This window comes from Vibrio agarivorans (genome assembly GCF_030409635.1).
Lineage (GTDB): Bacteria > Pseudomonadota > Gammaproteobacteria > Enterobacterales > Vibrionaceae > Vibrio > Vibrio agarivorans.
Genome location: NZ_JAUFQF010000002.1, coordinates 422,558 through 435,398, shown reverse-complemented (window position 1 = coordinate 435,398; position 12,841 = coordinate 422,558). Strand labels below are relative to the sequence as shown.

Below are 12,841 nucleotides of genomic sequence, written 5' to 3'. Positions count from 1 at the left end.
TTTGCCACTTTTCTTTTATTAATCAATTTACCTAGTCAAAAGACGATAACGTACGTCATTACGACTCTTCAATCGGCAAAACCTGCTTCACATAATCACCAGGTGCAACTGTTAATACAGGATAGTTTTCTGAACCAATTTTAAACGGTTCAACTTTCTCTTCTGCATTGTATTGCGCTAGCCATTGATCCCAGTGTGTCCACCAAGACCCCTCTTTATGCTCTGCATTGTTAAACCACTCATCAGCAGAATCATCAAGATTATCATTCAACCAATACCCATATTTTTTCTTCGCTGGGTGGTTAACGATACCGGCAATATGACCTGATTCACCAAGAACGAATGTCTTATTTCCGCCTGTATTCAGCGCGCCACGGTAGGTGCCTTGCCAAAGTGCGATATGGTCTTCTTTGGTCGAGATAAAGTAACTCGGTATTTTGATTTTGTTTAAATCAATCCACACACCACCCACTTTAACGCCTTTGTCTTGTACCAACTTGTTCTCAAGATAAAGCTCTCTAAGGAGGAAGTTATGGCAAGCTGCTGAAACATTAGTGCTATCACTGTTCCAATAAAGCAGGTCAAAATCAACTGGGCTACCACCCTTGAGATAGTTGTCTACGTAGTAGTTCCAGTACAGGCTGTTCTCACGAAGTAAGCTAAACGTCACACTGAGTGAGCGCCCATCCATATATCCCTTAGCATTATTCTGCGCTTCAATCGCTCCGATAACCGTATCATTGATGTACGCCCCTACTTCCCCAGGTTGTGAGAAATCGAGTAATGTTGTGAAGAACGTAGCTGATTTGATGCGCTTTTTCATGCGTTTCGCAGCGTAGTATGCGATTGTAGACGCTAGCACCGTGCCACCGATACAGTAACCAGCAGCATTAATCTGCTCTTGTCCTGTAATGTCTTCGATAGCCGTCACTGCTTTAGCGACACCTTCGGTCACATAGTCCCCAAACTCAACCTGAGCTTGCTCAACACCAGGGTTACGCCAAGACATCATGAACACACTGTGCCCTTGCTCAAGCAACCATTTCACCAGCGAATTACGCTCGGTTAGATCGAGAATATAGTACTTATTGATAAATGGCGGCACGATCAACAGTGGTGTTGAGTTCACTTGCTCGGTGAGCGGACGGTACTGGATGAGTTCAAATAACTCATTTTTGAACACCACATCACCGGCTGTGGTCGCTACATCATCACCGAGACGGAATGCATTATTGTTCGTCATACGAACTTTCAGAATATCAGCACTCGAGTCGATGTCTTCTTTGAGCTGCTCCATTCCCGAAATCAAATTCTGACCGTTCTGCTCAAGGGTCAACTTTAGTAGCTCAGGATTGGTTGCGATGAAGTTTGACGGTGATAATGCATTGATAGCCTGACGCGAGAAGAACGTGATGCGCTCTTTTGATTTTTCGTCTAAGCCTTCAATTGAATCTATTGTATCAAGGTAGGTTTTACTAAACAGCAAGTAAGACTGTTTGATGAAGCTAAACATGGCTTCATTTTGCCAAGATTGGTCAGAAAAACGTTTATCGCCACGTTCCGCTTCGACCACTTGTTCTGTATTGCCAAGCACGACATTCTGCCAAATTTGCAGTTGCTGCTCCCACCAGTTTGATTGGAGCTCAAGTAACGCAGCAGGTTGATTGACGGCCTGTTCAAACAGCTTGGTTGTATCTTCAAAGTTCACTTCTTGTAGCGCTTTATTAAGAGGTGACTGCACGGCTGCCTTGTTGACTTCAAACTCGTCCCACCATTGCTGATTGGATTCTTGAAGCTTTACGAGGTAGTCCGATAGGAGATGAGGAAACATAGTTTGACTCCTAAGTTCGGAAAGACGCCCGCCTCAAATAAAGCGATTGGATTGCATGACCTCTTAGCTCGTTCATCGCTTGATAACAATGAAGAGCGGGGGAAAGCTCCCCCGCTCCTTTGCATTGACTGACAATTTCGGACAGACAAACGCCTTAAACAGGTCAGAACTACCCGCACACCAATCAGGCGGTACAGGAAAAGTCAGCTTATGCTGGTGTCACTGTTTTTAGGTTCTCAGAAGTCAATTTCTCAACGTCATCTTTGAACTCTTTAGCAATACCTTGAAGCTTGTTGCTGTCATCCATCATCTGCTGAGATAGCTTGGTCAGTGCATTCAGTTGTTGACCACTAAACGCAGTTAGAGACGTAACATCTTTAACGCTTGCCGCCGCTTTCATTTGCTCTAGGCCCATGTCGCTGTACGCGCGAATAGCGTTCAATTGAAGTTCAGTTAACACTTCTACGTTTTTTGTCATTAACTGATTAAACTTGAAATATGGTTCCATTGATTTTTGAGACTGATCTGTGAAAGATTTAAATAGATCTGTGTACATGGTAATTCTCCTTGATGAGGTTTTAATATTTCCATAAGGCGCTATCTATCCGGTCTAAACGACATCTTGATAGGTAGTCCCAGATTTACTTCACTGCTTTTACAATCACCGCCGTGCCCATTCCACCACCTACGCAGAGGGATGCCACGCCATATTGACCATCTTGCTTATTGAGTTCATGGATCAAAGTAACCAAAATACGGTTACCCGATGCCCCTAGAGGGTGGCCTAGAGCAATCGCTCCGCCATTATGATTCGCTTTGTCTTTTATACTCTCAGCGGAAACGCGGTGAACATCAGCAAGTTGATGTATCACCCCTAATGCTTGAGCGGCAAAGGCTTCATTGAGTTCAAATACGTCAATATCTTGAATAGAGATATCAGCCTTATCTAAAGCCTTAGTAACTGATTCAACTGGGCCTAAGCCCATGATTTGTGGGTCAAGCCCCGATTGTGCGTAACCTGCGACCTCTGCCAGTGGCTTTAAGCCCAGCTTGGCGACCGCACTTTCTGAAGCAAGGATAAGCGCACTCGCACCATCATTAATGCCCGAGGCATTACCTGCTGTTACTGTACCTTCACGGTCAAAGGCAGGGCGAAGTTTCGCTAGGCCTTCCATCGTTGCATTTGATTTAGGGTATTCATCGGTATCAAAGACTACGGTTTCTCTGCGCTGCTTAACTTCTACTGGAACAATTTCATCTCTGAAACGCCCAGCTTCAATCGCTGCAACCGCTTTTTGTTGGCTATTGAGTGCATAGCTATCTTGTTGCTCTCGAGTCAGCCCTAGCTGCTTAGCGATATTCTCGGCTGTCACACCCATGTGGTATTGATTGTAGACATCGGTTAGGCCATCGCTAACCAACAAGTCTTTAGCCGCAAGGTCGCCCATTTTGTTGCCGTTACGCACTGAAGAAGGCAGTGCAAAAGGAATCTGTGACATCACTTCGACACCCGCAGCAACAACAACTTGCGCATCGCCTGAGCGAATGTGAGAGACAGCATCCATCACTGTCTTCATTCCACTACCGCAGACCATGTTGAGGGTATAAGCTGGAACAGAATCGGGAATACCAGCAAAGAGAGAGGCTTGTCGGCCAACGCCCATACCTTGACCAGCACCCACCACATTGCCAACAATCACTTCATCTACTTGCTCGCCATTTAGCCCTGCGGCCTCAAGTGCGCCTTTAATCGCTACAGCACCTAACTTGCCAGCGCTGAGATCTTTCAGTGAACCACAAAAACTTCCTAGCGGCGTGCGTTTAGCCGCAACAACAAATACTTTTTCCATCAACTATTCCCTTAATTCATGTATAAGCCGCCGTTCACAGACAGTGTTTCTCCTGTGATATAGGCACCAGCATCACTCGCTAGAAACCAGACCGACTCAGCAATTTCTTCTGGGGTTGCCAATCTTTGCATTGGAATAGTTGAACGAATAGAGTCAAGAACTTCCGTTTTCATTTGCTCTACCATTGGTGTGCCGGTGTAGCCTGGTGCAACAACGTTTGCTGTGACTCCAGTTCGTGCGCCTTCATAAGCTAACGCTTTCGTAAAACCAATCATTCCTGCTTTGGCAGCAGAATAGTTAGTTTGTCCAAACTGGCCTTTGATACCATTGACTGAAGAAATATTAATAACTCGACCTCCCCCTTTCTCACACATTGCTGAGAACAGTGGTTGGGTCACATTGAATACGCTATTGAGGTTAGTATTGATGACATCAAACCAAGCCTCTGCTGACATTTTTTTGAACACTCCATCACGAGTTATGCCTGCATTGTTGACCACCACATCGATCGTTCCTTCTTGTTCAAGAAGTGACGCTAGACGTTCCGCGCACTCTTGCGTATTCGTCACGTCTAGTTCAAAAAGGCGAACTTGCTCTTCGCTAAAGCCACATTCGTTAAACCACTCCAAGGCACATTCGTAGTTACCCGTATAAAATGTCGCGATAACTCTATATCCCTCGGCAACCAACTTCGTTGAGATGGCTGAGCCAATGCCCCCTTTTGACCCTGTGATCAAAGCGATTTTCTTCATATCTGAACTCCGTTTCTCCGCAGCAAACTGATGCCTGAATCAAACTTGTAAGAAGTATAAATAGTCAACTTCAAACAAAGATGGACGGGCATGTACATTTAAACATCTGAAATAAGCCGTAAATCCAAAGTAACCATAAAGTGTTACAATTAGAATACAGTTTTATTTACAAGTCAAAACCATTTTGCATAAAAAACGCACAGGAGATCACGCCGTAAAGCTATTGCGTAAGCCACTGAATTAAAACGAAAACAAACAGAATACATTGCTTTAGTACATTAATTCAAAATATCAAAATTAAATTTTCCCTAAAATCAAAACTAGAGTAAATACTACAAATCAAACCTCTACACATGTTTACATTTTATTTTCATTTGCATTTCATTGCCGCGTATCATTCAGTCTTAACTAGCCTATCCACCCCTTATAAATGAGCTATAAATGCACATTTTTCAACTAACGATGCAAAACTCACTTTTCTACTGTTGCGTTGGATGTTCTAAATGGAATTCACTCTCTTCACTGACGCTGCTAAGCACGAGTTAATGAAGGATTCTGCATGTAAAAATTTACATACACCTTAAAGGAAAGTTTTTTGTTATCTCGAAGATATAGCGGATCATCTTTCATGTCGTTTATCTATAGATAATGGCGTTATATAGCTTTTGATATCTAGTTATAAACTCTGCCATATAACATCAGAGCGGCACTTAACTCTACCTGCAGCGTGCCTAGGCCTAGGTAGACCAGTGAATTAAGTTTCTATAAGCTAAAATTGCAGTATCAACTTGTACAATGACGGTACCAGTTGAGACGATAATGCTCCTGAATAGAACATGGATTGTTTTCATCGCTTGTAAAAAAGCGCAAGAATGTAACCAAGCGTTACACTTCTCAATGACTTCATCCTTTTCTATTGAATTTGACCGAATTGTATCGCCGATTTTCACTTTTTGTGCTTAGGTTTGATGGTAATTATCCAACCAACGTTTAAAAAATCAGCAGTTAGCTACAAAAATCGAAGAAAAATGCGAAAAAGATCAAAAAAGGGTTTATCGGCAAGTCACAAACTGGTTTACTTAGTCAATATTAAGCGCCAATTACTCTTTTTATTGCTGTGTACAAAAAATTACACACCAACTTTTCGGCGCTTTTTGATTGCAAACACTAAATTTTGGAGAAGTAGTGGTGAACAATACAAACGCAAAGCCACGTGACGCCTGGGGCTCACGTTTAGGCTTTATTATGGCAGCAGCGGGATCAGCTGTTGGTCTTGGTAACATCTGGAAGTTTCCTTACACTGCCGGCGAAAGTGGTGGTGGTGCATTTGTTGCCATTTATCTATTCTTTGTAATCTTTATTGGTTTCAGCGTGATGCTGACTGAATTTGCGATTGGTCGTAAAACCGGTCTTTCAGCAGTAGGTGCATTCAAATCGAATGACCGTCGTTGGAGTTTCGTTGGTATCATGGGCGTTCTTAGTGGCCTATTGATCATGGGCTTCTACCCAGTTGTTGGTGGTTGGTCAATTGCTTACATATTCAAAATTGCTTCAGGCCTTCTAAGCACGCCTGAAGCGATTGGTGACAGTTTCGGTGGTTTCATTTCAAACCCAACTGAACCTCTAATGTGGATGGCACTTTACTTATTCCTAAACATTTTGATTGTTATTCGCGGCATCTCAGGTGGTATCGAGAAAGCGGGTAAGATTCTAATGCCTCTACTGTTCGTTATCCTTATCATTGTTTCAGTGAAAGGCCTTTCTCTACCAGGCTCAGAAGCAGGTCTTAAATTCCTATTCAGCCCTGACTTCTCTAAGGTAGACAGCAACGTTGTTCTTGCCGCTCTTGGTCAAGCGTTCTTCTCACTCAGCCTTGGTATGGGTGCGATGATCACATACGGCTCTTACCTGAAGAAGAAAGAGAACCTAGTACAAAACACGGCAATGGTTACGGCAATGGATACAGGTGTTGCTATCCTTGCGGGTATTGCAATGTTCCCAGCTATGTTTGCCTTCGGCATGGAACCGGCTGCAGGTCCTGGCCTAGTTTTCGTTGTTGTTCCTCAGCTATTTGCTGAAATGGGCGGCATGATCGGTCTACTGCTTGCGCTACTGTTCTTTGTAGGCTTGAGTGTTGCTGCATTGACTTCTTCTGTATCACTGCTTGAAGTTGTGGTTTCTTACCTAATCGATGAGAAAGGTATGAAGCGTCCTACAGCGGTAATCTCAGCATCTGTTGTGATGGCATCTCTGTGTGTTCTTGCTTCACTATCTCTTGGTGGTGTAGGTCCAACATTATTCGATACTGGCGCATTCGATATCTTCGACCTACTAACATTCCTAGCGGTTGGCGGTATGTTCATCTGTATCTTCGCAGGCTGGAGACTAAACCGTGACGAGCTAGAAAAAGAGATCACAAACGATGGTGAAGTTTCATTCCCACTGTTTGGTTTATGGTACAACCTAGTGAAGTTCATTATCCCTGGCCTAATCGCTATCGTTGCTATCGCTGGCATCATGAGTGGTTTCGACAGTGGTAAAGGTGCTATCATGGTGATGGGTCTTGTTATCATCGGCCTAGCAGCTCTGTTCTCTAAGAAGCTGTAAGTTTTAAAGAAACAGTAAGCTACTTTAGCTTTGGTTAATAAAAAGCACGCTCTAGAGCGTGCTTTTTGCTATTCTGGCCACTCATATCAAGCAAGCTTAATCTAAAGACACAGGAGGTGTCGGTGTCTGCTTCAAGTTTCTTTCGTCTCGTGTTACTGGCCTCTATTTGGGGTGGCTCGTTTCTATTTACACGTATTGCTGCTAACACCTTTGGCCCAGCATTTTTGATTGAGTTTCGAGTCGGCTTCGCTTTGATTAGCCTTTTTGTCGTATCACTGTATTTAAAGAAACGCTTAGCTTTTGTCCCACATAAAAAGCACTTCTTCACACTCGGACTTCTAAATACCGCATTACCTTTTACGCTCTTTGCCTACGCTGCACAGACACTTAACGCCTCTACTTTATCGATTTTAAACTCCACTGCCGCTATATGGGGGGCAATCATCGCCTTCTTCTGGCATAAAACTCTACTCACTCGTACAGGTGGAGTCGGACTTCTAATTGGTATTATCGGGGTAGGCATTTTGGTTGGGATCGACGGAGCAAGAATTGGCGCGCATTCGATACCTGCTATTATTGCTGGCATCATGGCGGCGTTTTGCTATGGACTCGCCACCAATTACACCAAAACTGCGCCGAGCATCGAATCGTTTGATAACGCTCATGGCAGCATGTGGGCGGCAACGCTTTGGATGATCCCATTGCTGTTCTTTATGCCAATGAGAGGACAACCAACACCTATTGAGTGGACATCGGTCGTTTTATTGGGTGTCGTGTGTACTGGCTATGCCTATTTGCTGTTTTTCCGATTAGTCACCGATGAAGGTGCCGCTTCTGCTCTCTCTGTCACCTTCTTGATTCCTATGTTCGGTATTCTTTGGGGGTATTTGTTCCTTGATGAGCCAATCGGCCTCAATACCATCTTGGGCACTGGCTTGATATTGTCCGGTACCATGATGGTGACAGGCTTCAACCCTCGTGCTCTATTCCATGCCAAGCAAGGCACATAATCAAACAATACCCCCCAACAACTGCGCTATTTAATTAAATAGCTCTATGACCAACTTATTGTTTTTAATCACAAGTTGTGGGTCCGTAGACTTCAGTAAAGCCTCTTGGGTTTTGGCACTATCGAGCTTGTAAACCGGCTGGTTAGAGAGTGCTGTGCCAATCAAAGCGACCGCAGGCTCGATAAACTGTTTGATTTCGGGCGTGAGTAAGTTGTTGTGATCGTCTAACTTTTCTAGGCGCAGAGATTTCAGGAATATCTCTCCCGTGTCTTGGTCGTAATGAGGTATGGCACTAAACTCCAAGTCGAGATCTAGCCCAAGTTTTTGCAAAGTGAGCATTTGTACATCTGCGTTAGTGTTGGCAAAAATAGAGATACGGTCTGCATCTGCGCGTCCAATTTTGACTTCAAGATCATCCACAGAGACTTGTGCGTGCATCACGTTTTCAACCCCAAGAGACTGCTCTAAGCTCACGTTGTCTTGCAGATAATTTGTCATTTCCTGCTCGGTAATACTGTAGCTGGCACACCCGCTAAATACGATTGCTACGCCCAATATTAAACACTTTTTGAAACTCTCGATTTTTATTGTCATTTTATTCCCATCTAGCATTCATCTGTAAGAACTCTTACTGATACCTCCCCCCCTTCAGGGTTTTGGTACCTAACCTGACACCCGTATTCAGTTCGATTTCCTTCTGTTGGAGCATCACTAAAAAAGATATAGATTTGATTTTGGCTGGAGGATTTATCGGTAAAAAAAGGCGCAGCCTCTGGATTGGCAATAATCGCTGTTTTACTCACGCTATCTATGGTCATCCAAGCTTTAAGCTGTTCATTTAACTCATCAAAGCTATCACTTCCGTCAACAGCTGGATAGCCGTTGTAAAGGGGTAGCAACACGTTTCCAATATAGATCTGACCCTGTTCAATGTCTTGTCCCTCAACCACGGCTTGACTATGAACTAATTCTAAAGCGGAACGCATTGCAGCCCCAACAGTATGCATGGTTTCTTGACGAGCATCGGTTGATAGATTGACGAATTTCGGCAAAGCCACCACCGCCAGTATGGCCAAGATGACTATCAACACAACAAGCTCAATTAAGGTAAAGCCTTGATGGTTTACATTGAGTTGATTCCGATCGTCTTGCACCATTCCCGCCCTCTTAGTCACTCTAATTAAGTCTACTATAAGAAGCTGTTTTTTCGAGTAAGGCGAAAAATAGATGCAAAAAAGCCAGCTATCTGAAGCTGGCTTTTCTAATCGAATACCGTTTGGATTAGTTGAGTGCGGTCTTGTAGTTAATCATGTAAGACACTTTACCTTTACCCTCGCGAAGCTGTTTATCTAGCCCTTTCTGTTGGAACTCTTCAAACTGACCCATCTCTTTTGCGGATTTGTTAGAACCACCAACATCGTTAGTATCTAGAGAGAGCAAGAACTGACTAACATCTGTAATCGCTTTCGTGTAACCCTGCTTGCTTGCCAGATCATAATCATTCAAGTCAATCTCTTGGCGTACCTCTTTAGACCAGTAAAACTCCAAAAATGGGACTGGCTGCTTAGGCTTGTTCCAACCCACGTCACGAGAGAAGTACATCAATGAACGATAGCTGTCATTTTGGAAATTCTCTAAGCCCAACGATTGAGGCAACGCATTCGGTACAATCGCCTTACCTTCACTATCAAATAGCCATGTATTACCATCGGCGATCATCGCATCCCAGAAGGAATCCATGGAATCCAAATTGCGGTAATCTTTGTCTACAACGACATGGACAGGAAAGTCTTCACCGCCTTCAGGCATGGTCCAAAACACATTAAACGTATGGTGACCATCCGTTAAGTAGTAATCTCCATTAGGCGCAATTACAATGGTTTTCATGTCCTTTGTACGCTCACCCACAGCTTCTTTACACTCAAATGTTGTTGAATCGTGGGCGTTAGATGTCTCTTTATCAAAACTAGACAGACCACGTTGACCATTGGCCTCACAGATCTCGTCAAACAGCTTTTTCTCATCATGTTCGAAGCGACCTAGCTTGTAATACACTTGATCATAGCCAACGGATGGTTGCGTTGGGATGACTTGATTGAGTTCGACTTCAATCACATCACCTTGAGCGATATCATTCGCTAAGGCGTTCGGCAGAACAAATAAGGTACTCGCTGTTAATGCATAGGTTAGGGCTTTCAACATGGTTTTGACTCTCCGTTTTCTGAAGCTGTCACCATAAATATGCGCCATTTCAAAAAGATGAATAAAAAAAGACACTCTGGTTACAACCAAGAGTGTCTTTGAAGTTTAAGCCCGCTGTTAAATTAGCTCTCTTTGCTATCCACTGCGTGCTGATAAATATGTACATCGCGTTGTGGGAATGGAATGGTGACGCCTTCTGCATCTAAGCGTTTTTTCACTGTTTCCGTTACATCCCAATATACATCCCAATAATCATCTGTTTTTACCCAAGGACGCACCACAAAGTCGACTGAAGACTCATTAAGTGTATGCAATTTCACAACCGGCTCTGGACTTTTCAGCACACGCTCATCGCTTTGAAGTATTTCATTGAAGATACTCTTGGCTTTGTCAATATCGTCACCATAACCAATACCAAATACCATATCGACACGACGTACGCGCTCTGCAGTAATGTTGTTGATAACATCACCCCAAATTTTGTTGTTTGGGATAACCAAGCGTTGGTTATCGATCGTTTGTACGGTTGTAGAAACGAGGCTCATGTTATTTACTGTGCCCTGGATACCCGCCACTTTTACCATGTCGCCAACATCATAAGGACGATAGATAAGGATCATCAAACCAGAAGCAAAGTTAGAGAGCGTGTCTTGTAGTGCGAAGCCAATAATCACACCCGCAACACCAAAACCGGTCAATAGGGGCCCTAACTCAATACCGACCTGAGACAACGCAACCAAAACACCGACAAAGACCACAGCTTTAGATGCCATTGAAACAAAGAAATCTTGCATCAACACGCTAAAGTCCATCTTTGAGTGCTTCACACTCTTGCGCACCGCTTTGCTCACCACTCTTGAGATGGCTCGTGTGAGGTACAAAATCACACAAAACAATGTCAGCTTCACAATGATCGATGGGGTATTATCGAATGCCCACTCTTTGAATGACACCATCCACTCTTCAAACAAACCATACGCAACGCGAACGTCTAACACATCCGCATTAATGTCCCCAGTGGTTGTCAGCAGCAGCTGCTTATACTCACCCACATTGAGCCCAAAGTTCTCCATCAGGCCAGTCGTCGCCTGTAACCCCATAACCATCGTTGATGTGTATTCGTTGTAGCGAATTATTTGGTTATTCAGCTCTTCTTTTTCTGTGTCATTTACAAACTTAAGACGGCCTTCAGTCTCCTGCTTTTCGGTATCAATGTAGAGAATGACATTAGCAAGAAAACCTGCTCGCTGAATCAAGGCTTGTTCTGTCTCTTCTTTTAGAGCAGCGACATCTAAACCATATTGATTGGCTAACTGAATCGATGAGGTGATTTGACTGAAATAGGTATCTAAAATACGACTACGACGCTGCATTTTTAACTCAAGGATGCGTTTCTCTTCTCCTTCGACTTTTCGGCTCGCCTCAGCCAACGCCCCAAAATCGGCATCACTGAACTCAATTAATCCATCAACTAGGTCAATTTGACCTTGGAGTAGTGCTTTAAACGACTCCTCATCTACCTCTGTGCCTGCTGCATATTGAGTCATTCGCTCTCGCAAGGCTTGGTTCTTGCGACGAAGGACATCTTCCAAAAACGACTGGTCGTAGTCAGAGGCCTGTTGGAGTGTCACCAAGTCTTGAGTCAATTTGTCTTGCACCTCTGTAATTCGCTCTATCGAAGCGGAGGCTGCAAACGATAAGCACATTATGGTGAGTGCCGTTAGCCACTGTTTCATTAATTTCATTGTCATTCCCTTTACTTCTTATCCGACTCTAAACTCACCGCGCTCAACGCCGCGATTTGGCGCCAATGGTGAGCAAGTTCTTCGTCTTCCATTTGATAAATCGATAATGTGTACAGCTCAATCAACGCTGATTGCGCATCATACAAACCGTGCTTAGCTGCGTTGTTCAACCAAAATTCCGCTTTAGACAAGTTATGCCCGAGCGAGTACTGCCCTAGATAGTAGTAACCCAGCTGTAATTGTGAGACTGCATCCCCCATCTCGGCGGCGGTCGTTAACCATTGAAGCTCCTGTTCTTGCAGGGGCGAATGGATATTTGCACCTCGCGCCAAATGTAAAATTGCTGGCAAGTAGTCCTGTAGGGCAGCCCGTTCAATCCAATATTCTGAACCTGCCAGATCTTGCTCCGCTCCTCGCCCATCAAGCAGCATCAGACCTAGGTTATACTGGGCCTGAGGATGATCTTGATTCGCCGCCATTTGAAACCAAAACAGGGCTTCTTCATCGCTTTGCTTTACTTTATCGCCTTGTTCATACAACAACGCCATTTTCGCCTGCGCATGAGCAATCCCAGCCTGAGCCCCATGTAAGGTGATCTCTGAATCATCACGGTTATTCAATGTGGCTTGATATTCCGCTTGCGACATCACATCAGACGCATCGGTTTCTATAGCCAAATCATTGGCAAATGTCTTAACGGAATAAACACATAAAGCACAAATCAATACCACCGCAGTGAGGCCATACTGAATAGAACGTGAGGTTCGGGCAGAATTTGGTTTCATCATGCATCTCATTGAGCAACAAAGTCGCGCTACTTTAACGCGCAGATGAACAAAAAACT

Annotated in this window: 11 protein-coding genes; 2 read left to right on the top strand and 9 right to left on the bottom strand. The window is 44.0% G+C overall.

All coding sequences use genetic code 11. The features are described from left to right. Positions 1-58 precede the first annotated feature (58 nt). The 4 genes from phaC to QWZ05_RS07380 form a co-directional block, all read right to left on the bottom strand. Complete coding sequence (gene phaC / locus QWZ05_RS07395) at positions 59-1,831, bottom strand: class I poly(R)-hydroxyalkanoic acid synthase (protein WP_264876867.1); 1,773 nt, start codon at positions 1,829-1,831, stop codon at positions 59-61. A gap of 208 nt (positions 1,832-2,039) precedes the next feature. Next, positions 2,040-2,387: a phasin family protein gene (locus QWZ05_RS07390; RefSeq protein ID WP_264876868.1), complete on the bottom strand. Its 348-nt coding sequence runs from the start codon at positions 2,385-2,387 to the stop codon at positions 2,040-2,042. Between the two features lie 85 nt (positions 2,388-2,472). After that, the gene (locus QWZ05_RS07385) at positions 2,473-3,681 is read right to left on the bottom strand and encodes an acetyl-CoA C-acetyltransferase (RefSeq protein ID WP_290297608.1); all 1,209 of its coding nucleotides are present in this window, start codon (positions 3,679-3,681) and stop codon (positions 2,473-2,475) included. Positions 3,682-3,692: 11 nt separating this feature from the next. Further along, the gene (locus QWZ05_RS07380; protein WP_290297606.1) at positions 3,693-4,433 is read right to left on the bottom strand and encodes an SDR family oxidoreductase; all 741 of its coding nucleotides are present in this window, start codon (positions 4,431-4,433) and stop codon (positions 3,693-3,695) included. Positions 4,434-5,678: 1,245 nt separating this feature from the next. Here QWZ05_RS07380 and QWZ05_RS07375 point away from each other — a divergent pair. Further along, the gene (locus QWZ05_RS07375) at positions 5,679-7,040 is read left to right on the top strand and encodes a sodium-dependent transporter (RefSeq protein ID WP_390215902.1); all 1,362 of its coding nucleotides are present in this window, start codon (positions 5,679-5,681) and stop codon (positions 7,038-7,040) included. Between the two features lie 122 nt (positions 7,041-7,162). Beyond that, complete coding sequence (locus QWZ05_RS07370; protein ID WP_264876871.1) at positions 7,163-8,050, top strand: DMT family transporter; 888 nt, start codon at positions 7,163-7,165, stop codon at positions 8,048-8,050. 30 nt (positions 8,051-8,080) lie between these two features. Here QWZ05_RS07370 and QWZ05_RS07365 read toward each other — a convergent pair whose 3' ends face one another. From QWZ05_RS07365 to QWZ05_RS07345, 5 genes are all read right to left on the bottom strand, one after another. Next, positions 8,081-8,644 carry a YceB family lipoprotein gene (locus tag QWZ05_RS07365; protein ID WP_290297602.1) on the bottom strand — a complete coding sequence of 188 codons (564 nt, stop codon included), beginning with the start codon at positions 8,642-8,644 and terminating at the stop codon, positions 8,081-8,083. 11 nt (positions 8,645-8,655) lie between these two features. Next, positions 8,656-9,207, bottom strand: coding sequence for a prepilin-type N-terminal cleavage/methylation domain-containing protein (locus QWZ05_RS07360; RefSeq protein WP_290297600.1), 552 nt, complete (start codon positions 9,205-9,207; stop codon positions 8,656-8,658). Positions 9,208-9,331: 124 nt separating this feature from the next. Beyond that, positions 9,332-10,252, bottom strand: coding sequence for a ParB/Srx family N-terminal domain-containing protein (locus tag QWZ05_RS07355; protein ID WP_290297599.1), 921 nt, complete (start codon positions 10,250-10,252; stop codon positions 9,332-9,334). Between the two features lie 122 nt (positions 10,253-10,374). Then, the gene (locus QWZ05_RS07350; protein ID WP_435433660.1) at positions 10,375-11,997 is read right to left on the bottom strand and encodes a mechanosensitive ion channel family protein; all 1,623 of its coding nucleotides are present in this window, start codon (positions 11,995-11,997) and stop codon (positions 10,375-10,377) included. An 11-nt stretch (positions 11,998-12,008) separates the two neighbouring features. Next, the gene (locus QWZ05_RS07345; protein WP_290297597.1) at positions 12,009-12,785 is read right to left on the bottom strand and encodes a tetratricopeptide repeat protein; all 777 of its coding nucleotides are present in this window, start codon (positions 12,783-12,785) and stop codon (positions 12,009-12,011) included. Positions 12,786-12,841 lie beyond the last annotated feature (56 nt).